The 24,483-nt window shown below is 66.1% G+C and carries 16 protein-coding genes and 1 riboswitch; of the genes, 9 read left to right on the top strand and 7 right to left on the bottom strand.

Features of this window, described 5'->3' with window-relative positions:
• Positions 1 to 126: 126 nt before the first annotated feature.
• Both J7396_RS02210 and J7396_RS02205 read right to left on the bottom strand, forming a co-directional pair.
• Complete coding sequence (locus J7396_RS02210; protein WP_209260894.1) at positions 127 to 1,443, bottom strand: HAMP domain-containing sensor histidine kinase; 1,317 nt, start codon at positions 1,441 to 1,443, stop codon at positions 127 to 129.
• Entirely contained in the window at positions 1,409 to 2,125 is a 717-nt protein-coding gene (locus tag J7396_RS02205) for a response regulator transcription factor (protein ID WP_003484375.1), read from the bottom strand. The genes J7396_RS02210 and J7396_RS02205 overlap by 35 nt, the downstream gene beginning before the upstream one ends.
• 216 nt (positions 2,126 to 2,341) lie before the next feature.
• On the opposite strand from J7396_RS02205, the gene J7396_RS02200 reads away from it, so the two are divergent.
• The 4 genes from J7396_RS02200 (at position 2,342) to J7396_RS02185 (ending at position 8,732) form a co-directional block, all read left to right on the top strand.
• Positions 2,342 to 4,075 carry a glycosyltransferase family 39 protein gene (locus J7396_RS02200; protein WP_209260893.1) on the top strand — a complete coding sequence of 578 codons (1,734 nt, stop codon included), beginning with the start codon at positions 2,342 to 2,344 and terminating at the stop codon, positions 4,073 to 4,075.
• 99 nt (positions 4,076 to 4,174) lie between these two features.
• Positions 4,175 to 4,939 (top strand): phosphatase PAP2 family protein, encoded by a 765-nt coding sequence (locus J7396_RS02195; protein WP_029818899.1) that lies wholly within the window; start codon positions 4,175 to 4,177, stop codon positions 4,937 to 4,939.
• Positions 4,936 to 6,603 carry a phosphoethanolamine--lipid A transferase gene (locus J7396_RS02190; protein ID WP_014089619.1) on the top strand — a complete coding sequence of 556 codons (1,668 nt, stop codon included), beginning with the start codon at positions 4,936 to 4,938 and terminating at the stop codon, positions 6,601 to 6,603. Before J7396_RS02195 ends, J7396_RS02190 begins: the two co-directional genes overlap by 4 nt.
• 110 nt (positions 6,604 to 6,713) lie before the next feature.
• Positions 6,714 to 8,732: a M2 family metallopeptidase gene (locus J7396_RS02185; RefSeq protein ID WP_209260892.1), complete on the top strand. Its 2,019-nt coding sequence runs from the start codon at positions 6,714 to 6,716 to the stop codon at positions 8,730 to 8,732.
• A gap of 483 nt (positions 8,733 to 9,215) precedes the next feature.
• On the opposite strand, the gene J7396_RS02180 is transcribed toward J7396_RS02185, so the two are convergent.
• The 5 genes from J7396_RS02180 to raxST form a co-directional block, all read right to left on the bottom strand.
• A complete protein-coding gene (locus tag J7396_RS02180; RefSeq protein ID WP_003484384.1) occupies positions 9,216 to 9,620 on the bottom strand; it encodes a hypothetical protein in 405 nt (134 codons plus the stop codon).
• Positions 9,621 to 9,636: 16 nt separating this feature from the next.
• Positions 9,637 to 10,890 carry a multidrug effflux MFS transporter gene (locus J7396_RS02175; RefSeq protein WP_031421558.1) on the bottom strand — a complete coding sequence of 418 codons (1,254 nt, stop codon included), beginning with the start codon at positions 10,888 to 10,890 and terminating at the stop codon, positions 9,637 to 9,639.
• A 278-nt stretch (positions 10,891 to 11,168) separates the two neighbouring features.
• On the bottom strand, positions 11,169 to 13,325 hold the full coding sequence (raxB, locus tag J7396_RS02170; RefSeq protein WP_209260891.1) for a peptidase domain-containing ABC transporter RaxB: 2,157 nt from the start codon (positions 13,323 to 13,325) through the stop codon (positions 11,169 to 11,171).
• Positions 13,322 to 14,668: an HlyD family efflux transporter periplasmic adaptor subunit gene (locus J7396_RS02165; RefSeq protein ID WP_078537057.1), complete on the bottom strand. Its 1,347-nt coding sequence runs from the start codon at positions 14,666 to 14,668 to the stop codon at positions 13,322 to 13,324. The genes raxB and J7396_RS02165 overlap by 4 nt, the downstream gene beginning before the upstream one ends.
• On the bottom strand, positions 14,649 to 15,452 hold the full coding sequence (gene raxST, locus J7396_RS02160; protein WP_209260890.1) for a RiPP modification sulfotransferase RaxST: 804 nt from the start codon (positions 15,450 to 15,452) through the stop codon (positions 14,649 to 14,651). Before raxST ends, J7396_RS02165 begins: the two co-directional genes overlap by 20 nt.
• Positions 15,453 to 15,874: 422 nt before the next feature.
• On the opposite strand from raxST, the gene raxX reads away from it, so the two are divergent.
• The 5 genes from raxX to J7396_RS02135 all read left to right on the top strand — a co-directional run bounded on the left by raxX (position 15,875) and on the right by J7396_RS02135 (position 24,426).
• A complete protein-coding gene (gene raxX / locus J7396_RS02155; protein ID WP_014089614.1) occupies positions 15,875 to 16,054 on the top strand; it encodes a RaxX family RiPP in 180 nt (59 codons plus the stop codon).
• 251 nt (positions 16,055 to 16,305) lie between these two features.
• Positions 16,306 to 16,420, top strand: a riboswitch (glycine riboswitch).
• 90 nt (positions 16,421 to 16,510) lie between these two features.
• The gene (gene gcvP, locus J7396_RS02150) at positions 16,511 to 19,384 is read left to right on the top strand and encodes an aminomethyl-transferring glycine dehydrogenase (protein ID WP_209260889.1); all 2,874 of its coding nucleotides are present in this window, start codon (positions 16,511 to 16,513) and stop codon (positions 19,382 to 19,384) included.
• A gap of 178 nt (positions 19,385 to 19,562) precedes the next feature.
• A complete protein-coding gene (locus J7396_RS02145) occupies positions 19,563 to 21,197 on the top strand; it encodes a carboxylesterase/lipase family protein (protein WP_029818889.1) in 1,635 nt (544 codons plus the stop codon).
• A 56-nt stretch (positions 21,198 to 21,253) separates the two neighbouring features.
• Entirely contained in the window at positions 21,254 to 22,108 is an 855-nt protein-coding gene (locus J7396_RS02140; protein ID WP_209260888.1) for an aldo/keto reductase, read from the top strand.
• 209 nt (positions 22,109 to 22,317) lie between these two features.
• Positions 22,318 to 24,426, top strand: a complete 2,109-nt coding sequence (locus J7396_RS02135; RefSeq protein ID WP_209260887.1) for a catalase — start codon at positions 22,318 to 22,320, stop codon at positions 24,424 to 24,426.
• Positions 24,427 to 24,483: the final 57 nt, after the last annotated feature.

The following is a 24,483-nucleotide window of genomic DNA, read 5'->3' as shown; positions in this document are numbered from 1 at the left end:
TGGTCAGCAGCGACGGGCATCAGGGCAGTGCGGCGTTCGCAGCAGCAGCGGCGAACGTGTGGCACCTGCAGTACCGAATAGCGGACGCGCCGTCTGGGCTGAGCGCAGTCGATCGAATGATCGGCCTCAGGATCCCGTTGCCGTGGCGCCGGAGAGATCCAGCGTGGCCACCGTGCCCTGCCCTGCATTGGAATCCAGCTGCAGATGCCAGCCCAGGTGCTCGCACAACCGTCCGATCAGCTCCAGCCCGATGCCACTCCCCTGGCGTGCGTTGCCGCGCGCCAGGCGCGTATAGATGGCGCTGATCTCTTCGGGCGTCATGCCATGGCCGGGGTCGGCAATGCGGACCACGCCGGGCGCCGACAGCGAGATGCGAATGATGCCGCGGTCGCTGTTTTCGATGGCGTTGCGCAACAGGTTGCCGATGGCCGTCTGCACGATGGCGACCGGGGCGACCAGCCTGCACGGCGGCAACGGGTCCACGACCAGTTGCAGATCCTTGTCGGCGCACAGGTGCGTGTGGTCGGCCACGATGTCCGGCAGCAACTGATCCAGCCGCAACGCATCGCTGCTGCGCACCAGCCGGCCTGGGTCCTTGGCCAGCACCAGCAGCAAGGTGATCAACTGCTCGACCGAGGCGCTGGTCTGGGCAATGCGCTGCAGCTGGTGGCGTACCGCCGGCGGCGTGCCGGGTTGCTCCAGCGCCAGCTCCACCGCATTGCCGATCACCGCGATGGGCGTGCGCAATTCGTGGCTGGCGCTGTCGATGAAGGCCCGCTCTCGGTCGACGAACTGGCTATTGCGTTCCAGATAATCGTTGAGCGCATCGGCAATTACGTACAGTTCGGCGCTGCCCTGTGGCCCGACCGCAATCTGCTGCGCACGCTGCCCTGGACGCAACGCCCCGATGTCGCGCGCAAGTTCCACCAAAGGGCGCACCAGCCGGGCCATCGCATACGTGCCCATCAGCAAGGTGATGCCGATCAGCGCGATCCCAGCGGCCAGCATCCAGCGGGTCAGGAACTTTTCCAGCGCTTCGAAATCGGTGATGTCCAGCACCAGGGCCAGGCGGCCGGCATGCGCGGTGTCGCGCACCATCACGGCACTCTGGCGGCCGGCGATCTCCAGACCGTCGTGCAGGCCGGGATGCAGGGTGCGCAAGACCGGCGGCGTGCGCGCGACATCGTCGACGCGGTACAGCCGCAAGGTGTCCGAGTCCTGCCAGTGATACTCCGGATTCTGCACGCTGCGCTCGAGAATGCTGTCCAGTTCGGAATTGAGCAGCGAGCGCCACACGCCGTGTTCGGCGCGTTCGTGCAGGTACTGCGCGGTGCCGAACACCGCCAGGGTCATCAGCAGCGTGTAGCCGAACAACCACACCAGCACGCGGCGACCCAACGGGCGCTGTTTAGACATCGCTGCAGTCGCCAGCGCCAGGTGCATCGGCCGCATCCAGCTGCGCCAGCCGGTAGCCGAGCCGCGGCAAGGTATGGATCAGTTTTTGCGCGAACGGGCCGTCCACGCTGCGACGCAACTCATAGATATGCGAGCGCAGCATGTCGCCGTCGGGCGGATCGTCGCCCCACAACGATTGCTCCAGGCGTTGCCGCGTCACCGCAGCTGGGCTGGCCTGCATGAGCACCTCCAGCAACTTGCGGCAGGCCGGATACAGATGCAGCACCTGGCCGGCGCGCGTCGCTTCCAGCGTGGCCAGGTCCAGGCGCAGGTCGGCCACTTGCAGCAGTTTGCCGCGGCGACGGCCGTGCGCACGCGCCAGCAAGGCTTCGATGCGCACCTCCAGCTCGGGCAGTGCGAAGGGTTTGGTCAGGTAGTCGTCGGCGCCGGCGCGGAAGCCGGCGATCTTGTCCGGCAGTTCGTCGCGTGCGGTGAGCATGATCACCGGCAATTCGGACTGGTGCTGCTCGCGCAGCCGACGCAGCACTTCCGGTCCATCCATGCGCGGCATCATCCAGTCCAGGATCAATGCGTCGTAATGCTGGGTGGTCGCCAGATGCAGGCCGGTGACGCCATCGGGCGCGGCGTCCAGGGTATGCCCGCGCGCTTCGAAATAGTCGAACAGGTTGGCAACCATATTGCGGTTGTCTTCAATGACCAGCAGCCGCATGAGCGGGGTTCCAGGACGGCCCGGCAGGCACAGTGTGCGCATCCTAACCGAGGCCGGCCAAACGCGACCGCTATCGCCGGTACCGCCTTCCAACCGGTTGCGCTTCGGCAGCCGCGCATGGCGATGCCTGCGCTGCGATGCGCGATCACGCAGGCGCGGCTCCGACAAATTTCCGACCCACTTGCCAGATAGTGTCTGCCCGCATTTACTCAGGGCGTGCGCGTGTCGCCTGCCATCGCTGCCTCCTTATCCCGCCAGCGTGCACTGCTGGCCGCGCTGCTGTTGATCGTCGTCAGCTTGCTGGCCGGGCTGGGCATGCGCCAACCCAATCCGCCGGACGAGCCGCGCTTCGTGCTGGCCGCGCGCACCATGGTCGAGACCGGCCAGTGGCTGCTGCCGCACCGTGGCAGCGAGTTGTATGCAGAAAAACCGCCGGTCTTCATGTGGCTGCAGGCGGCCACCTACGAACTGGTACCGCACTGGCCGGTGGCCTTCCTGCTGCCGTCGCTGCTGGCCGCGCTGGCCACGTTGTGGCTGACCTGGGATATCGCGCGCCGGCTCTGGACGCGGCGCGTGGCGGCCCATGCGGTGCTGGCCTTGTTCACGGTGCTGCAGTTCGGCCTGATGGCCAAGCGTGCGCAGATCGATATGGTGCTGGTGGCGCTGACCACCCTGTCGTTGTGGGGACTGCTGCGGCACCTGCTGCGCGGGCCGGACTGGCGCGCCTGGACGCTGGGCCTGTTTGCTGCCGGCGTCGGCACGGTGACCAAGGGCGTCGGTTTTCTGCCGCTGCTGCTGTTGCTGCCGTGGATGGCGCTGCGGCGTACGCATTGGCGCGTATTGCCGGCGCGCGCGCTGGCAGGACGCAGCTGGGCACTGGTGCTGCCGGCGTTCGTGGCCGGTACGGCGGTGTGGCTGGGGCCGCTGGGCATCGCGCTGTGGCACAGCGACGACCCGCAGCTGCATGCCTATGCGCACGAGCTGTTGTTCAAGCAGACCGGCACGCGCTACGCGCATGCCTGGCATCACGTCAAACCGTTCTGGTACTACCTGCAGGTGATCGCCACCTTGTGGCTGCCCGGCTGCCTGTTGTTGCCGTGGCTGCTGCCGGCCTGGTGGCGGCGACTGCGCCGCGGCGACCCGCGCTATGTGCTGCTGCTGGCCTGGAGCGTGCTGGTGCTGCTGTTCTTCAGCGCCAGCCCGGGCAAGCGCGAGGTCTATATCTTCCCGATGCTGCCGGCACTGTGCATTGCCGCGGCGCCGTTGCTGGCGGGGTTGTTGCGCCGGCGCGGCGTGCGGGCGCTGCTGACCGGGTATGTGCTGCTGCTTGCCGTCGCCGGCCTGGCGCTGGGCGGCGGCATTGCGTTGCATCTGCACTGGGCCGAGAACACCGCAGTCAAGCGCGGCATGGAGCTTGCCTCGCTGCAGCCGGTGGGTTTCTGGTTGATCGGCCTGGGCGTGGTCGGCCTGGCGGCGAGTGCATGGTCGCGCGGTAAACGCGCGGGCACCGCGTTGGTGGTGATGACCGCCGCGCTGTGGACGGTGTTCGGCCTGGGGTTGATGCCGGCGCTGGATCCTTATAGTTCGTCCTCACGTCTGATGCAGCGCGTGGGCCAGCGCATCGGCCCGGACGCGCAGCTGGGCATGCTGGCCTGGCGCGAGCAGAACCTGCTGCAGGCCGATCGCCCGGTGACCGATTTCGGCTTCAAGGCGAGCTGGCAGGACCAATGGGCCAAGGCCGGCCCGTGGCTTGCGCAAGCGCCGCACACTCGCTGGCTGTTCGTGCTCAAGCAGGCGGTGCCGGCGTGCATCGATCCGGCGCAACGCATCGATATCGGCGAGTCCAATCGCAATCAATGGCAGTTGCTGCCCGGCACGGCGTGGCATGCCGGTTGCATCGCCGCTGCGTCCGACGCCGAACAAACCGGTAGCGAAGGCGATGCAGACTGAACGCTTGGTATCGGGTTAACGGCCGGGCAACCCCGGTCCGACCGCTTTCCGACATCCGGGTTTCGAAGATGTCGGGCATTGACACAGGCCGCCATCTCGATGACAACGCTTCCCATCCGTGCGCCGACCGTGGCGCATACCGCCAGCGGCGTGGAGACGCACTTCCTCGTGCGCCATCTGTGGCTGCCCCTGGCCTGCGTCCTGTTGGCGAGCGCGCTGCTGATGGGCGCCGGTGGCGACCAATGGATCGCCGATGCGCTGTATCGGTTGGAAGGTGGCCACTGGTTACTCAAGGACCACTGGTTCACCAGCGGCGTGATCCACCGCGTGGGTAAATGGTTGAGCACGGCAGCCGGAGTCGGCGTGCTGGTGCTGGCCATCGTTGCGTGGTGCAGGCCGCGCCTGAAGGTGTTGCGCTGGCCGCTGACCTACCTGGCCGCTTCCGTCGCGCTTTCGACCTCGCTGGTGTCGCTGCTCAAGTCGTGGACGGCGATGGATTGCCCGTGGGATCTGAGCCGCTATGGCGGTACGCAAGCGATGATCGGGCTATTCGAATCGCGCCACGGCATCGCCGCGTCCGGGTGTTTTCCTGCCGGCCATGCCAGTGCCGGTTATGCGTGGGTGGCACTGTATTTTTGTGCGCTGGCGCTCCGTCCTGCATGGCGGTTTGCAGGTTTGTTCATAGGCTTGGCAGCAGGTCTCATTTTCGGTGTTGCGCAACAATTGCGCGGCGCGCATTTTCTCTCGCACGACCTGTGGTCGCTGGCGGTGTGCTGGGTGAGCGCACTGGCGCTGTACTGCGTGATGCTGCAACGGCCGCGTCGCGCGCTTGGATTGGTGTTGCTCTCGGGGGATGCAGCATGAGTACCTGGTTGCCGGAACCGCGCAGGCGTGGTGGCCTGCGCGCGCTGACGTGGAGTACGCGGCCGACGGTGTCGACCGAAGCGTTGGTGCTGCTGTCGAGCCTGTTTTTTGCGTTGGTGTGCAATCAGTTGTTCTGGCGCACGGCCATGGCCACGCATCCGGGCAGCATCGGGTTTGCGATCTCGTTGATGGCGCTGTTGGTGGCTGTGCATGCGCTGCTCCTGGGCATCCTGGTCTGGCGCTGGAATGCAAAGCCGCTGCTGACGCTCTTGCTGTTCACCACCGCGCTGGCCGCGCACTACATGGACAGCTACAACGTCTATCTGGATGCGGACATGCTGCGCAACGTGCTGCATACCGATCACAAGGAATCGCGCGAGTTGCTCACGCCGGGCCTGATCCTGCCGCTGGTGTGCTACTTCCTGATTCCGACCGCGTTGCTGTGGCGCACACGTTTGCGCGCACGCAGTGCGGGCAAGGCGGTGCTGGTGCGATCGGGCTTCCTGCTGGTGGTCGCAGTGGTGGGCGCTGCTGGCGCCATGCTCTCGTCGCAGGATATTTCCGCACTGATGCGCAATCACCGCGAAGTGCGTTATTTGGCCACGCCGATCAATTACATCGTGGCATTGCGGCAAAACCTCAAATCCGAATCGCCGATCAAGCGTGCTCCCAAACAGCCGATCGAACACGACGCCATGGCCACGCCGCGCGCGCCGGGCAGCCGCCCGCGCTTGTTGCTGGTGGTGCTGGGGGAAACCGCACGCGCGCAGAACTGGGGACTCAACGGTTATGCCAGACAGACCACGCCGGAGCTGGCACAGGCAGGGGTGATCAACTTCCCCGACATGCATTCGTGCGGGACCAGCACAGAAGTCTCGGTGCCCTGCATGTTCTCGCCCTACGGGCGTCGCGACTACAACGAAGACATGATTCGTGGCCATCAGTCGTTCCTGCATGTGCTGGAACATGCCGGCATATCGACGCTGTGGCGCGACAACCAGTCCGGCTGCAAGGGCGTGTGCGACGGGTTGGAGATCCAGAAGCTGGACGATGCCACCACACCGGGCCTGTGCGCCGATGGCCGCTGCATGGACGAGATCCTGTTGAGCGACCTGGCTGCGCAGGTGCGCGCAAAGCCTGGCGACCGCGTGGTGGTGCTGCACCAACTGGGCAGCCATGGCCCGAGCTACTTCGAACGGTACCCGGCGCAGTTCGAACGCTTCAAGCCGGTGTGCAAGACCGCGGATCTGGGCAGCTGCGGCCGCCAGGACATCGTCAACGCCTACGACAATTCGATCCTGTACACCGACCATTTCCTCAATCAGGCCATCCACGCGCTGCGCGGCCTGCCGGACTACGACACGGCGATGATCTATCTCTCCGATCACGGCGAATCGCTTGGCGAAAAAGGCCTGTACCTGCACGGTGTTCCGTATGCCATCGCGCCCAAGGAGCAGACCCATGTGCCGATGGTGATGTGGTTCTCGCCGGAGTTCGCGCGCGATCGCGGCCTGGATGAAGCCTGCCTGCGCCACCGTGCAGGGCAATACACCGATCAGGATGCGCTGTTCCCTTCCGTGCTTGGGCTGATGCAGGTCAAGACCAGCGTCTACGCGCCCGAGCGCGACCTGTTCGCCAAGTGCACCGGCACCACGCTGCGCTGATCGCCAACGCCTGCGTCTGCCCGCCCCATCGCATGCGTGGCGTGCGTTGGCCCTTGCCCTGAACCCCGGCGCGCTCTAGCCTTCGCCGGACTTCACTGCAAGGACCACCCGTGAATCCTCGTTTGCTGTTGCTGGCGTTGGCCGTGGCTGCCGGCACCCTGAGCTTGTCGGCCTGCCGCCGGGATGCGGCACCACCGGACACACCTGTCGCGAGCAAGACCGCGCCGGCCGAAAGCGCCGACCAGTTCGTTGCGCGCATCAGCGCCGAATACAAGGCGGCCTATCCGGAAATCACTGCGGCGCAGTGGCTGTCGTCGACCTACATCAACGGCGATTCGCAGTTGCTGGCGGCCAAGGCCAACGAGCGCTCGCTGGCGCAGCTGGACCGGTGGATCGAACAATCCAAGCAGTACGCCGGCACACCGATGTCGGCCGACAGTGCGCGTGCGCTGCAATTGCTGAAATTGATGAGTGCTCTGCCCGCACCGCGCGACCCGGCCAAGCTGGCCGAACTCACCCGCATCGCCGCCAAGATGGAAGGCGATTACGGCGCGGGCAGCTACTGCGTGGGCGAAGGCGAGCAGCGCCGCTGCCGCCAGCTCGGCGAGTTGGAGCAAGTGCTGGCCAGCAGCCGCGACTACAACGAACAACTCGACGCCTGGCAGGGCTGGCACAGCACTGCGCAGCCCATGCGCAAGGACTACCAACGCTTCGTCGAACTGGCCAACGAGGGCGCACGCGGGCTGGGTTTCGCCGACGTCGGGGTGCTATGGCGCAGCGGCTACGACATGCCGCCGGCGCAACTGGCCAGCGAAACCGACCGTCTGTGGGAACAGGTCAAACCGTTGTATGCGCAGTTGCAGTGCTATGCGCGCGGCAAACTCGATACGCAATACGGCAAGGACAAGGGCGAGGTCGCCGGCGGCCTGTTGCCGGCACACCTGATGGGCAATATGTGGCAGCAGGACTGGAGCAACCTGTGGGATCTGCTGCAGCCCTACCCTGGCGCCGGCGATCTGGACATCACCTCCGCGCTGGAAAAGCAGTACCAAGGCAACCTCAGCGCAGTGCTGGCGCGCAACACCGGCGGCGATGGTGGCGCGGCCGCACGCTTCAACGCCGAACGCGAGGCGCAGCTGCGTACCGCCAAGCAGATGACCGAACGCGCGCAGGATTTCTACACATCGCTGGGCATGCCCAAGCTGCCGGACACGTACTGGCAGCGCTCGCAGTTCATCAAGCCGCTGGATCGCGATGTGGTGTGCCACGCCAGCGCCTGGGACATGAACATGGGCGGCGAGCCGAACCAGAACATCGGCGCGGACGTGCGCACCAAGATGTGCATCAAGCCGACCGAAGAAGACTTCACCACCATCTACCACGAGCTGGGCCACATCTATTACGACCTGGCTTATAACCCGTTGCCGCCGCTGTTTCAGAACGGCGCCAACGATGGCTTCCACGAAGCGATCGGCGACACCATCGTGCTGGCGATGACGCCCAAGTATCTGCAGTCGATCGGCATGGTGGGCGAGCAACAGACCGGCCGCGAGTCGTTGATCAATTCGCAGATGCGCATGGCACTGAGCAAGGTGGCGTTCCTGCCGTTCGGTTTGATGATCGACCGCTGGCGCTGGGGCGTGTTCGACGGCTCCATCACGCCCGAGCATTACAACCAGGCCTGGTGGGAACTGAAAGCCAAGTACCAGGGCGTGGCGCCGGTCAGCGCGCGCGGCGAAGAATTCTTCGACCCTGGCGCCAAGTACCACGTGCCGGGCAACACGCCGTACACGCGCTATTTCCTGGCGCATATCCTGCAATTCCAATTCTACAAAGGCCTGTGCCAGGCCGCCGGCCATCAGGGGCCGCTGTACGAATGCAGCTTCTACGGCAACAAGGACGCCGGGCAGAAGTTCTGGTCGATGCTGCAGCGTGGTTCCAGCCAACCCTGGCAGACCACACTCAAGGAACTCACCGGCAACGACAAACTCGATGCCGGCCCGATGCTGGAATACTTCGCGCCGATGAGCGAATGGCTCAAGCAGCAGAATCAAGGGCAGATGTGCGGGTGGCAGGCAACGGCCGCCGCTCCGGCAACCACGACGACTGCGCCTGCGACGGCGCGCTGATGACGCATGGCAAAGGAAAGCGTCGACCACCGGCCAACCGTCGCTTCGGCAGATTGCTCAGGCGCAGCGCTCTCTGACAGCGAGGTGTTGCGTCGATGATCGGTCAGCGTTGCACGCGGTGGTTGCTGGTCTGTATGACGGCAGGTGGGTGCATCGCAGCGTTGGCGGTGCTGTTGTCGCTGGCGTGGCACCTGACGATTGCTTATTGCTGGCAGTGGCCGGGATTGATCGGCTCGCAACACAGCGCGCAGCTGCCAGCGTTTCCCGCCTGCATGGCGCGGTGGCATCCTGCCACTGATCAAACCGTGATCGCGATGAGCATGCTCATCGCTTTGGCGACCTGCGGCAGGCTGCTGCACCATCTACTTCGGCATCGTCCACCCGCTGTTGCGCGTCCAGTGACACGCCCTGACTGACACCCAACGCTGTCGTGGACAGCAGACGTGTCAGGCAGTGCGTCTAGCAGCGCTTGTTCCAGCAGGATCAGTTGAGCTTGGTGCCGCCCTGCAACCGTTCGCTCAACCTGGTCTTGAACTGCTCGAACTCCATGCCGTCGGCACGGGCTTCGGCGTGCGCGGCGTCCTTGAGGGCGTCCGAGTAGGTCAGCCGCACGGGGGTGCCCTGGCGTTCGTGCAACTCGGCCGCGCGCATGATCAGCGCCAGCACCTGGGCGGCGCTGGTGCTTTCGCCGGCGATGCGGCCATCCATGCCCAGCACCCATTCACCGTCGCGGCGGACGATGCCGGCCAACAGGGTGCGTTGCTGGTCGCGGAGTTCGGCATGCGGTTCGATCGGGGACACCGGCGCGGGATTGGCGGCGGCCTGGTTGCGCTGGCGCTCGGCGGCGCGCTTGCGGGCATCACGGCGCAACTTGGAATCGGTGGACATGCAGGCTCCTGTGAGGTCAGAGGTGGTCGGCCGGCTCCAGAGGCACTGCCTCGGTGGCCTGGCGGTGCCGTAGACGGCGGCCGCTGCGGCGCTCCCAGCGCCAGAATAGCCAGCCCAGCAAGAAAAAGCCGGTCATGCCGATCGCCAGATGCCGCGGATGCTCACTCAGCAGCGGCGACAGCACCCCGGCCACCACCGTATTGGTCATCAACTGCGTGAAGGCCTGCAGCGAAGAGGCCAGGCCGCGCTGCTGCGGGTACATGTCCAGCACCGCCAGCGCCAGGATCGGGAAGATCAGCGCCATGCCCACGCCGGCCAGGAAGATCGGCAGCACCGCCCACGGCAGCGCGATCTGCGCCACCGCAAAGGTGTAGGCCAGATTGGCCAGCGCCGCCGCCCCGCAGCAGATGAAGCCGATGCGGATCTGCCGCACCGGCTGCATGCGCCCGGCCATGCGCCCGGACAGGAACGAGCCCAGCGTCATGCCGCCGATGGTGGGAATGAACAGCCAGGCGAAATCGCCTTCGCCCAGCTTCAGGTGCTGCATGATCAACACCGGCGCCGACGCGATGTACAGGAAGATGCCGGCGAAGTTGAACGAACCGGCCGCGGCCAGGCGCTGGAAGCGCGGGTTGAAGCCGATGCGCACGTAATCCTGCAACAGGCGTTTGAACTGCAGCGGCGTGCGCGCCTCCACGGGGTGGGTCTCGGGAAGCCAGGTCAGGGTTGCGATGAGCAGCACCAGGCCGAACACCACCAGGAACCAGAAGATCAACGGCCAGCCGGCGCCACTGAGCAGGATCCAGCCGCCGATGATCGGCGCGATGGCCGGCGCAATCCCGAAGATCATCGACACCTGGCTCATCAGCCGTTGTGCGTCCGGGCCATGGAACAGGTCGCGGATCACCGCCCGCCCGACGATCATGCCCACGCCGGCCGACAGGCCCTGCAGCGCGCGGAATGCCAGCAGTGTGGGCAAGTCTTGCGACAGCGCACAGCCGATCGAGCCGGCGATAAACAAGGCCAGCCCGCCCAGGATCACCCGCTTGCGGCCCCAGGCATCGGACAACGGCCCGTGCGCGATGCTCATCAGGCCATACGCCAGCAGATAGACGCTGATGGTCTGCTGGATCGCCACCTGGTCCACCGCCAGGCTGCGGCCAAGCTGCGAGAACGCCGGGAAGATGGTGTCGATCGAAAACGGGCCGAACATCGCCAGCCCGGCCAGCAGCAGCGCCATGCGACGGGTGGAGGGAACAGCAGAAGTCATGCGCAACGGTACCCGGAGGACTCCCCACGCGCAGGCACCGGCAGCGGTGGTCAGGCCAACGAGCGCAGCGGCAGGCATGGGGCAAAGAAGCCGACACTTTACGCCAACTGCCACCGCATGCGGCCAGCGATGGAGCGCATGCGCGGCACGCAGGCACATAAATCGCAGCCGCGTCCGCTTCGTCCTAGCACGGCATCGTCATCCTGCCCAGCCGAGCGGCTGCGCACCCGGCAATGACGGCGCCGGCAGTGCTCGGCGCCAGCGGCCAACGGCAGCGATCAGTCGGCTGCGGCGGAGCGCTCCTGCAGCCGCTGCCAATCGGCGATCGGCTGATCGCTCACCACCCGGCCCTGCTCCAGGGTAATGACGCGCGCGGCCATGGCCACGGTTTCGCACCGATGCGCCACGATGATCCGGGTGACCTGCATTGCCTGGATGGCGCGATTGACGCGCTGCTCGTTCATGACGTCCAGATGGCTGGTCGCCTCGTCCAGCACCAGGATGCGTGGCGACCTGTACAGCGCGCGTGCCAGCAAAACGCGTTGCCGCTGCCCGCCCGACAACCCGGTACCCGCCTCGCTCAACAACGAGGCGTAGCCTAGCGGCATCTGCTCCACCTCCTGGTGCACGCCGGCGATGCGCGCGCAACGTTCGACCTGCGCCTGATCCGGCTCCGGGTCGAAGAAACTGATGTTTTCGCTGACCGATCCAGTGAACAGCAGATCGTCCTGCATCACCGTGCCGACGATGGCGCGATAGGGCGTCAGCGCCGTCTCGCTCAGCGGGCGCCCGCCGATCTTTACGTGTCCGGCGCTGGGTTTCAGCAGCCCGAGGATCACTTTGACCAAGGTGGTCTTGCCGCACCCTGACGCGCCGGTGATGGCCACGCATTCCCCGCTGGCGATGCGCACGCTGACGTCTTCGAGCACGGCCGGGGTATCGTCGGCATAGCGGAAGCCGATGCCGCACAGTTCGATGGTGGTGTCGTTCCAGGCAGGCGCATCGATGCGCTGATCGGCCTCCTCGCGCGGCTGGTGGACGATGTCGGCCACCCGCTCCAGATGGACGCGCAACAGGCGGAACTCCACCAGCCGATCGATCAGCTCTGACAAGCGCATGGCGAACTGCTCGCGATAGGCCATGAATGCCAACAGCATGCCCAGCGAAAGCTCTGCGCGCAGGATCGCGAACGCGGCGAGCCAGATCACCAGCACCCGCTCGCATCCGAACAGCAGGCGCTTGAGTGACGACTGCCAGACCTCGCCCTGCGCCAGGCGCAGTTGTGCATTGGTCTGTTCGGCCAGCAGATGGGTCCAGTCCATGCGCCGCACCTGCTGGCGCCCGAACAGCCGCACGCCCTGGATGCCGCGCACGCTCTCCAGCAGGTGGGTGTGCTGGCGCGCGTCCCACAACAACTGCTCGGCGGCAGCTTCGCGCATCCTCCGCAGCCACAGCCAGCGTGTCGCCGCATACAGCGTTACCGCCACCAGCGTGATCGCGCTGAGGCCGACGCTGTAGACCAGCATCAGGCCGAGGGTGCCGATCACCAGCACGCCATCGACCAGGGTCTGGGTGAATCCGGTCGTCAAGGTGCGTTGCACCTGCACGATCGAGGCGAATCGCGACTGGATTCCGCCGAGGTGACGCTTCTCGAAATACGCCAACGGGAGCGCGAGCAGGTGCGCAAACACCTGCCCCATCCATTGAAAACCCAGCTGTGCCGACACGCTGGCGATCAGCCATCCGCGCAGCAGGGCGATGCAGGATTGCAGGACCACCAGCAACAGGAACCCGGCGCCAAGGACATGGATCAACCCGATGTCGGCCGACGGCACCGCCTGATCGACGATCCACTGCAGTTGGAACGGCATTCCCAGGCTGAGTACCTCGAGCGCGAATGCCAACGCAAGCACCTGCCAGACCGCCCGTCCAAGCCCGTGGACACGACCGATCAACGAGGACAACGCCACTGCCGGCGCCGCAGCTTGCGGACGGAAGTCGGCGGCCGGGCTGAGTTCCAGCGCGATCCCGGAGAAATGCCGGGAGAATTCGCCCGGCGTCAGGCTCCGCGGCCCGCTGGCCGGATCGTGGATCTGCAGACGACGGGTGCCCACCCGCTTGAGCACGACGAAATGATTGAGATCCCAATGCACGACGCAGGGCAGCTGCAACTCCGGCAGCGCGTCCATTTCCAGCCGCAACGCGCGCGCCTGCAGACCGAGCGCCTGCGCGATCGCGACCAGATTGGCCAGGTTGGTGCCCTGTCGCGATAGCAGGAAGCGGCGGCGCAGTTCGGCCAGGCCGATGTGGCAACCGTGATAGTGGGCGATCATGGCCATGGCCGCCAATCCGCATTCGCCGACTTGCCCCTGCAGGATCATCGGCAATCCACGCACGCCGGACGCTCGGCGCAACTGCGCCCACCAGCGGCTCATCGCAGCGTGCCGTGCAAACTGGACAGCGGCTCGAATGCCCACTGCGAGAAGCGCCGCCATTCCAATGCCAGCGTGCCCTGCACGCGCATACCCGGTCGCAGGACCGCCGTGCGTCCTGCACGCAGCGCGGCATCCCCGGCCAGGCGCACCCGCACGCGGTACAACGGCTCGCTTACCGAGACCGAGTCGACACGCGGCGGTTCGGGCGCGACGGCGATCTCGACCACCTGCCCGGCGAACTGACCGTAGTGCTGGTAGGGCAAGGCATCGAAGCGCAGTTGCACCGGCATGCCGGGGCCGATCAGCCCGGCGGCCCTGGAGGGCGCATACAACACGACCTCGGTCGCCATCGACGTCGGCAGCAGATCGGCCAGGCGTTGCCCCTGCGCGACCGCCTGCCCGCGCTGCAGCGGTCGCAGCGCCACACGCCCGGCACGCGGCGCGCGCACTTCCCAACGCGACGCGGCCGCCTGCTCGATCGCCGCACGCCGGTCCTCCTGCAGGCCGGCACCGGCCATCGCCAATTGTTGGCGCAAGTTCGACGGTAACTGCTGCACCTCGGCCTGGGCCTGCGCAAGCGCATCGGCCAAGGCCATGCGCTCGCGCTGCAGCTCCAGGGTATGCGCGCGTTGGTCGAGCACGTCGGCCTGTTTCTCATCGACGAATTGCTGGCTGACCAGGCCGCGCGTCAACGCGGTACGGTAACGTTGCTCGATCGATTGGGTCAGTTGCTGCCGATGGCGCAGCAAGTCCAGCTCGGCGTCGATCTGCTGCAAGCGGTCGCGCAGGCCGGCCAGCGCCCGCGCAGCCGCCTGCTGCTGCACGCGCCCCTGGGCACGCAACTGCGCCATCGCCTCGACGGCCAGGCGCTGCTGTTCGGCCAGCACCACAGCAGCGCGCTGGGTCGGCCGCCCGCGATCGTCGCGATGTTCGGCCGACAACACGAACAGCAGCTGGCCCGCAGCGACGCGCTGGCCCTGCACGGCGCCGACCTGCACCACCACGCCCGACTGCGGTGTGGTGACGGAGATCAGTCCGCCCGCCGGGACGACCGTGCCATACAAGGTCTCGCTGCGCGCGAAGCCCAGGCGGAAGAATCCGACCAGCAGCAGGATCACGGTCGTCATCAGCAGGCCTACGCACCAACGTAGCGCGCCATGCTGGCGCAGCACCACCGGCCCGAGCCGACTGCGCTGCCGGTAGTCCACCGCCTCGCGTCGAAACAGGGTCGTCATCCGCCGGCGGCCGCCGACGCCGGCCCGTGCTGGCCGCCTGCTCGGCAGTGCCGCCGCGTCGCCGTGCGCTGCCACGCCACGCGCCTGCTCATACCAGCAGGGCTCCATGCGAGGGCCCGCGTTCCCAGAAGGCCAGCTCCTGCAACCGCTCGAACAGCGCCGGCGGCAACACGCTGCGCCGGGGGACATACTGCACCCCGCGACGGACGCGATGCAGGCCCGGCATCTGCAACGCGGCATCGAAGCGTTCGGCCTCGGCCTGGACACCAGCATAGTCGTGCGCGAACGCCGGCAGTTGCAGGAAGGCGTAGATCTGCTCCATCGCCTGCGCCGGCCGCTGCGCCAGCGTGTCGTAGCGCAACAGCAGCAGTCGATCGGCATGTTCGCCGTAGAACGCCTGGCGCAGCCCGTCCAGTGCATAGCCCACCACGCCGCGCGGTGCGGTCAGCAGGTCCGCGCGCATCGAGACCGAGTCTTCCGGGTCGTAGCCGAACACCGCCGACAAGCGCAGCGGCTGGGTCTGCGCCAGGCGCTCGAAGCTATCGACGACCCAGCCAACATCGCGAACGCAACAGATGACACGGCTGTGCGGGAACAGCGTCGCCAGCCCTGTCAGGCGGCTGCACCAGGCGCGATTGGTGTCGAACACCGTGCCCAGCCCCTGGCGATCCTGGTAATAGGCGTCGAAGACCGAACGCAGCAGCCGCACCCGCTGTGCGTCGTCGATCTGCACGTTGGAGGGATGTTCCTCGCTCATGCCCATCAGCATCGCCGCGTACAGTCGCGCCACCGGCGAGGTGACATCGGCGTGCACATGCGGGTTCTGTCGCAGCAACGCGGCCAGCAAGGACGAGCCCGCCCGCGGCAGCCCGGAAATGAAATGGTAGTTCACCTCGCGCCTCCCCTGTCCGATGCTGGTCGGCGGCGGCATGCCGGCCAGACGCATCGCCAGCCAAGCCTGCATCGCGTGCCACTACAAACGCGGACACGCTGCGCAAAGGCGCTGCGCTTTGCGAATGCCAGCGATCCGGCCGGGCGGTCGGGAGCGCTTGCCGTGACCGGCATCACATCGGCACGTGCCGGCACGGACCTGGCGGATGCGACGTTCGTTACCGCGCACACAGCGTCGTGCGCCGGCCCTGGGTCGCAATGGCACCCGCGCACGCTGGATCGCATGGTGCTGTCCCCGGCTCTGCGGTCCAGCGACCACTGTCGCCTCACCGGCCAACGGGCAGATGGCCGAGGCGGTCACGCAGTCGTCCCTTCGGGCGGCGTGACGCTGCGTACGAAGGGAAAACCCGTGAGGACGTCAACATGAATCTGTCGAAAAAATCGCCAACCAATGGTGCGCAAGCGCTGCAGCGGCCCGCCGGGGCCAAGGGCCAGCTGGAGCCCCTGGACCAGCGTCTGTGGAAGCATGTCGGCGGTGGGGACTATCCCCCGCCGGGCGCCAATACCAAGCACGATCCGCCGCCCAAGAACGGGCACCACTGATCCGCCTGCGCGGGCAGTCGCGAGCGGGCGCTGCCGTTGCCGGACCACCCGGTAGCGGAGAACAGCAGCCGCTCAAACCCCGGAGGCCGGACGAGGCGACTCGCCCGGCCTTTGGCATTTCATGGCGCCGAAAAGCGTTTCGCCAAGCGGCTGGGCGCTGGCTATACTAGCCAGGCAACACGGTGGGAGAAGCGGCACTGCCGCTGCCGAAGGCGCAACAGCCCGTAATCGCTCAGGCCCGATACCATCCGCAGTACAACTCTGGAGAGACCGGCCGATGCCGGCGCCGAAGGGGCACGAAACGCAGGCAGGCCGCGGGCCAGGCCGCGTTTTTAAACTCTCAGGCAAAAGGACAGAGGGGCGCGAGGAAGACTGCTGCTGCGGCAGGTCGTGGTGCGCGCATGCGCGTCATACCGGCCGTGATGCGGGTCGACCATTCGTCTGCCCCTACTCCGGATGCCCGCCATGTCCCAGACCCCGTCTTCCCTGCGCGACCTCGAACACCACAGCGCGTTCGTCGAGCGCCATATCGGCCCCAACGACGCGGAAATCGCCCAGATGCTGGACGTGGTCGGCCACGCCTGCCTGGATGCGCTGACCGATGCCATCGTACCGGGCAACATCAAGTCGCCGGCGCCGCTGGCGCTGCCCGAGGCGATCACCGAAGAAGAAGCGCTGGCCAAGATCCGCGCCATCGCCGACAAGAACACCGTGTTCCGCAACTTCATCGGCCAGGGCTACTACGGCACCCACACCCCGAAGGTGATCCTGCGCAACATCCTGGAAAACCCGGCCTGGTACACCGCCTACACGCCGTACCAGGCGGAAATCTCGCAAGGCCGCATGGAGGCGCTGATCAACTTCCAGACCCTGTGCGCCGACCTCACCGGCATGCAGATCGCCAACGCCTCGCTGCTGGACGAAGCCACCGCCGCGGCCGAGGCAATGACGCTGGCCAAGCGTTCGGCCAAGTCCAGGTCCAACACGTTCTTCGTGCATGACGCAGTGCATCCGCAGACGCTGGAACTGCTGCGCACACGCGCCGAGCCGCTGGACATCGTGCTGCGCGTCGGCACGCCGGAAGAAGCGCTGCAGGCCGAGTGCTTCGGCGTGCTGCTGCAGTACCCGGACAGCTTCGGTCATATCGGCGATCACGCTGCACTGGCAGACGCCGTGCACGCGCAAGGCGGCCTGGTCGCGGTGGCCACCGATCTGCTTGCACTGACGCTGATCGCCGCCCCGGGGGAATGGGGCGCCGACATCGTGGTCGGCAACTCGCAGCGCTTCGGCGTGCCGTTCGGTTTCGGCGGCCCGCATGCCGCGTTCATGGCCTGCCGCGATGCCTACAAGCGCTCGATGCCGGGCCGTTTGATCGGCGTGTCGATCGATGCCGCCGGTAACCCGGCGTATCGCCTGACCTTGCAGACCCGCGAGCAACATATCCGCCGCGAAAAAGCCACGTCCAACATCTGCACCGCGCAGGTGCTGCTGGCGGTGATGGCGTCGATGTATGCGGTCTACCACGGCCCCGACGGCCTGACCCGCATTGCACGACGCACCCATCGCCTGGCCGCGATCCTGGCGGCGGCACTGCGCAGCGCCGGCGTTACCGTCGGCGAGCGCTTCTTCGACACCTTGCACGTCAAGGCGATCGATGCCGATGCCATCCACGCCAAGGCCCGCGCCGCCGGCATCAACCTGCGCGCGATCGACAGCGAAGCGGTTGGCATCAGCCTGGATGAAACCACCACACGGGCCGATGTGGTTGCGCTGGCGCAGCTGTTCGGTGCCACGGCCGATGTGGACGCGCTGGATGCCGCCACCGCCGATGCCTTGCCGCAGGGTCTGCTGCGTACCACCCCGTTCCTGACCCACCCGGTGTTCAACACCCACCACAGCGAACACGAACTGCTGCGCTACATGCGTTCGCTGGCCGACAAGGACCTGGCGATGGATCGCACCATGATCCCGCTGGGCAGCTGCACCATGAAGCTCAACGCCACCGCCGAGATGATTCCGGTGACCTGGCCGGAGTTCGGCGCCATCCACCCGCTTGCACCGGCAGAACAATCGGCCGGCTACGCGCAGCTGATCGACGAGCTGGAAGCGATGCTGGTCGAGTGCACCGGCTACGACGCGGTGAGCCTGCAGCCCAATTCCGGCGCGCAGGGCGAATACGCCGGCCTGCTGGCGATCCGCGCGTATCACCGTTCGCGCGGCGAAGCGCACCGCGACATCTGCCTGATTCCCGAATCGGCGCACGGCACCAACCCGGCGTCGGCGCAGATGTGCGGCATGACCGTAGTGGTGACCAAGTGCGATGCCAACGGCAATGTGGACGTGGATGACATCCGCGCCAAGGCGGAAAAATATTCCGACCGCCTGGCGGCGCTGATGATCACCTACCCGTCCACCCACGGCGTGTTCGAAGAAGACGTGGTGGCGATCTGCGAAGCGGTGCATGCGCATGGCGGTCAGGTCTACACCGACGGGGCCAACATGAACGCGCTGGTCGGCGTGGCCAAGCCCGGCAAGTGGGGCTCGGACGTCTCGCACCTCAACCTGCACAAGACCTTCTGCATTCCGCATGGCGGCGGCGGCCCGGGCGTGGGCCCGTGTGCGGTGAAGTCCCACCTGGCCCCGTATTTGCCGAAGACGCTGGGCGGCGAAGGCGATGTCGGCATGGTGAGCGCAGCAAGTTACGGCTCGGCCTCGATCCTGCCGATCAGCTGGATGTACGTGACCATGATGGGCAGCGCCGGTCTGCGCAAGGCCACGCAAGTGGCATTGCTCAACGCCAACTACATCGCCAAGCGCCTGGCGCCGCACTACAAGACGCTGTATACCGGCCGCAACGGGCTGGTGGCGCACGAGTGCATCCTCGACGTGCGCCCGCTGGAGAAGACCAGCGGCATCGGCGCCGAGGACATCGCCAAGCGGCTGATCGACTTCGGCTTCCATGCGCCGACCTTGAGCTTCCCGGTCGCCGGCACGCTGATGGTGGAGCCGACCGAAAGCGAATCGCAGCATGAACTGGACCGCTTCATCGACGCGATGATCCAGATCCGCGAAGAGATCCGCGCCATCGAAGACGGCCGCCTGGACCGCGAGGACAACCCGCTCAAGCACGCGCCACATACCGCAACGCAGGTGTCGGCCAGCGAGTGGACGCATGCCTACCCGCGCGAACTGGCCGCCTTCCCGCTGCCCAGCCTCAAGCAGCAGAAGTACTGGCCGCCGGTGGCGCGCGTGGACAACGTCTACGGCGACAAGAACGTGATGTGCGCCTGCATCCCGGTGGATGCATACAAGGAAGACGCCGAGGCCTGATCGCCGTACCCGCGATGGCCGACAAAACCCAGCCGGTGACACGGCTGGGTTTTTTATTGGGCTGCGTGTGAATGCCCGGATGCCATACACGCCCCAGCGCGCTGCCAGCCGTTTTCCTGGCCTACACGTGCCACCAGGATGATGACGGACGCTTTCATCCCAGAGCAGACCCTGGCGCATGCGTGAACTGAACTTTCTTGGTGCCGTTCTGGTGGCAGCCTGCCTGCTGATTGGCTGCGCACCGCGCCGTCCCGGCGAGGTGCCGGCGCTGGTGCACGCGCCCGATGCGCGTGCCGAAGTGGTGCAGACAACGGCCGGCCCGGTGCGCGGTGTGGCCAGTGCACAGGGTCGGGCATTCCTGGGGGTGCCGTTCGCAGCGCCGCCGGTGGGTGCACTGCGCTTTCGCGCACCGCAACCGCCAGCCGCATGGACGCAGGTCCGCGATGCCACCCAGGCCGGCCCGGCCTGCCTGCCGCGCTATCGCTTCGGGCAGAAGCATGTGTCCGAAGATTGCCTCACGCTCAATGTCTACGCACCGCCCGGCCCGGCAGCAGCGCATCCACGCGCGGTGATGGTGTGGATCTATGGCGGTGCGCTGGAATTGGGCAGCAATGTCGACTACGACCTGAGCGCGTTGGCTGCGCGCCAGGATGTCATTGTGGTGGCACCCAACTATCGGCTGGGCGTGTTCGGTTTCTTCGCGCATCCAGGCCTGCGTGGCGAAGGCGAAGGCGCCTATGCATTGCTCGACCAGCAAGCGGCCTTGCGCTGGGTGCAACGCAATATCGCCGCGTTCGGCGGCGATGCGCACAACGTCACCGTGTTCGGCGAATCGGCCGGTGCGTGGAGCATCTGTTATCAGCTCGCCTCGCCCGGCGCGGCGGGGTTGTTTCAACGCGCCATCCTGCAAAGCGGCAGTTGCCTGGCGAGCGATTCCAGCGTGCCACAGCGCGAGGCAGAAAGTGGCGGCGTCCGCATGGCGCAACGCCTGGGTTGCGCACGCACGCACGATGTTGCCGCATGCCTGCGCGCACTGCCGGCCGAAACGCTGGCCGATGCAGTTCCACAACGGCGCGGCCTGACCGGCAGCGATGCGTGGGCGCCGATGTCCGGCGGCCAGGCGTTGCCGCTGCCGCCGGCCGCCGCAATCGCCAGCGGTCGGCATGCGCAGGTGCCGGTACTGATGGGCACCAATCGCGATGAAGGGCGTTTGTTTGCGCAATTGCTGTCCTACATCGGCAAGCTCAACCTGCGCGGCGGATATGAAGCGCGCGTGCAACGCATGCATGCCTCTCCAGCCCCGGTGCTGACGCAATACGCAACCGTTGCCGCGCAATCGCGCTGGGAGGCGTTCGCCGACATCGTGACCGATGGCGGCTTCGCCTGCCCGACACGCCGGCTGGGGCAGGCATTGCGCACGCATGCGCCGGTGTACGCCTACGAGTTCGACGACCCGCACGCGCCGTACGGTCTGTTACGCCTGCCGTTTTCGCCTGCATTGGGCGCGTTCCACGCCTCTGAACTGGTGTATCTGTTTCAACGCCCGTGGGTACTCAGTGGCCGGGCGCAGTTCAGTCCGGCGCAGCAGGCGTTTGCCAACACGGTGCAGGATTACTGGGGTGCGTTCGCGCGCACCGGCGATCCCAACGGTGGCGGGCGGCCGCGGTGGCCGCTGTTTGATGGCGACACGCCGCTGACACTGTCGCCGCACAGGATCGGCGCAACGCCCGACTTCGTGCAGCGTCATCGTTGTGCGTTCTGGGATGCGCGTGCAGACACTGCGACAACATCGGTGCAGCCATCGTCGCCGTGACAGGGCGATCGGGTGATGCGACCGCCACCCTCATTCCAACGCGACAGGAACCCATCATGTCCGAATCGTCTTCCCCTTCCTGCGCACAGGTGCGCCTGCGCAACGGGCGTCGCGTGCCCGCGTTAGGCCTGGGCTCCTGGAACCTGGGCCAGGGCCGGCATGCGCCCGAGCAGGAAATCCAGGCGCTGCAACTCGGTCAGCAATTGGGCATGCAGTTGATCGACACCGCCGAGATGTACGGCAATGGCCGCTCTGAGCAACTGATCAGCCAGGCCATCGGCCGTGCGCAGCCGCCCTACGTGGTGTCCAAGGTGTTGCCCGGCAATGCCAGCGCCCGCGGAGTCGCACGCGCCTGCGAAGCCAGCCTGCAACGGCTGGGGGTGCGCACCTTGGATCTGTATTTGCTGCACTGGCGTGGCGGCAGCGATCTGGCCGAAGTGGTGGATGCATTCGAAGCACTACGCGATGCCGGCAAGATCCGCGATTGGGGCGTGTCCAACTTCGATGTCGATGACATGGAGGAGCTCTGGGCAATCGATGGCGGCTCGCGTTGCCTGGTCAACCAGGTGCTGTACCACGCTGGCAGCCGCGGTATCGAATTCGACCTGTTGCCGTGGTGCGCCGCGCACGAGGTGGCCGTGATGGCCTATTCGCCGCTTGGCAGCCGCGCGTTGCTGGATCATCCGGTCTTGCACGCCATCGGCGAGCGTCGTGGCGTTGCAGCCACCGCGGTGGCGCTTGCGTGGGCGATCCGCAGCGGCAATGTCATCGCCATTCCCGAATCCGGAACGCCGGCGCATGTGCGTGCCAATGCCGCGGCCTGCACGCTGCAATTGCACACAGACGATCTTGCCGAGATCGATCGCGCCTTCGCGCCGCCTACCCGCAAACAGCCGCTGGATCTGCTGTAAAAACACCGATAGTCGCGCCCGCTTGTCTGCGCATCTGCACGGCTGCGCGTGTGCGTTGCTCGTGATCGATGCAACATGCAACTGCGACGTCGCGCAATGTTTGCTGCACATGTGAGTTTTCGTTCGCAAGCAGACACATGCAATTAACAGCGCCACTCCCAGGCTTTATTGCTCAGCCCGCATCCCAAGCCCGCCAGAGTGGAGTTCCTATGGCCAAATCCCCCAGCAAATCCGCGCAGGTCCCTGCCCTCGCCCCTGCCAGCACCACCGTCGATGGGTCGCGCGGTACTGGCGATGAATTGCACCAGAAGGCAGGCGGCACGCACCCGCAGCTGACCACCAACCAGGGCATTCCGGTAGGTGACAACCAGAATTCGCTCCGCGCCACCCCGCGCGGCCCGACGTTGCTGGAAGATTTCATCCTGCGCGAAAAGATCACCCACTTCGATCACGAACGCATTCCCGAGCGCATCGTGCATGCGCGCGGCAGTGCCGCCCACGGCTATTTCGAGCTCACCAAGTCGTTGAGCCAGTACACCACCGCCAAGATCTTTACCGAGGTGGGCGAAAAGACCCCGTTATTCACCCGTTTTTCCACTGTCGCAGGCGGCGCCGGCTCGGTGGATACGCCGCGCGATGTGCGCGGGTTTGCGGTGAAGTTCTACACCAAGGAAGGCAACTGGGATCTGGTCGGCAACAACATCCCGGTGTTCTTTATCCAGGATGCGATGAAGTTCCCGGACCTGATTCATGCGGTGAAGATGGAGCCGGACCGGGGCTTCCCGCAGGCTGCCAGCGCGCATGACACGTTCTGGGATTTCATTTCGCTGACACCCGAATCGATGCACATGGTGATGTGGGCGATGAGCGACCGCACCATTCCGCGCTCGCTACGCATGATCGAGGGTTTCGGCATCCACAGTTTCCGATTCCTCAATGACAAGGGCGAAAGCACCTTCGTCAAGTTCCATTGGCGGCCCAAGCTGGGCCTGCAATCGACGATCTGGGACGAGGCGGTCAAGATCGCCGGCGCCGATCAGGATTTCCACCGCCGCGACCTGTTCGAAGCGATCCAGAACGGCGATTTCCCCGAGTGGGAACTCGGCGTGCAATTGTTCACCGAAGCCCAGGCAGCAACGTTCCCGTTCGATCATCTGGATTCGACCAAGGTCATTCCCGAAGAGCTTGTGCCGTTGCAAATCGTCGGCCGCATGGTGCTCGACCGCTGGCCGGACAACTTCTTTGCCGAAACGGAGCAGGTTGCCTACTGCCCGGCCAACATCGTGCCCGGCATCGACTTCAGCAACGACCCGCTGCTGCAAGGCCGCCTGTTCTCGTATCTGGATACGCAGCTGAGCCGCCTGGGCGGGCCGAACTTCCATCAGATTCCGATCAACGCACCCAAGTGCCCGTTCGCCAACAACCAGCGCGACGGTCACATGCAGATGAGCGTACCCAAGGGCCGCGTCGCCTATGAGCCCAGTTCGCTGCAGGCCGATGCGCCGCGTGAAGCGCTGCGTGGTTTCCCCAGCCATGCAACTGCGGCCGAAGAAGGCACCAAGGGCCGGGTGCGTGCAGAAAGCTTTGCCGACCATTACAGCCAGGCGCGACTGTTCTTCCGCAGCCAGACCGCACCGGAACAGGCGCATATCGCCTCGGCATTGGTGTTCGAACTGTCGAAGGTGGAAACCGCCCACGTACGCGAGGCCATCGTGGGTCATCTGCGCCACATCGACCAGGAGCTGGCGCAACGTGTGGCCGATGGCATGGGCATGACCGCCCTGCCGCCAGCACCGCCGGCTGCAGTGGCGCCGATCGACATGCCGCTCTCGCCTGCCTTGCAGGTCATCGGCAAGATGAAGGACACCCTGAAAGGGCGCACGGTGGGCATCCTGATTCACGACGGCTCCGATGCCGCGGCGATCAAGGCCGTACGCAAGGCGGCCGAAGCTGCGGGTGCGACGGTCAAGATCGTTGCGCCCAAGCTCGGCGGCGCCAAGCTGAGCGACGGCAAGCAGTTGGCCGCCGATGGGCAGCTGGCTGGGACGCCTTCGGTGGTGTTCGACGCGGTGGCGGTATTGCTGTCCTCGGAAGCGGCCAAGCTGCTGACACGCGAATCGGCGGCGCTGGATTTTGTGAGCTTTGCCTGGGCGCATCTGAAGGCCATCGCATTCGACGAAGGCGCGCAGTTGTTGTTGAAGGCCGGCAACGTCGGCAAGGATGCGGGCGTCGTTCCGGCCGCCGATACCAAGGCATTCATTACCGCAGCAAAAACCCGCCAGTGGGCACGCGAGCCGAAGGTGCGCATGCTGGCGTAACCGCGGGAAGACCCGGTACCCGGGCTTGAAACCGAGGCACGCCACGTCCGCGCGCTG

Source organism: Xanthomonas sp. A1809, assembly GCF_017746015.1.
Lineage (GTDB): Bacteria > Pseudomonadota > Gammaproteobacteria > Xanthomonadales > Xanthomonadaceae > Xanthomonas > Xanthomonas euvesicatoria.
Note: the sequence above shows the minus strand (reverse complement) of the source record. Positions and strands in the feature narration are given on the sequence as shown.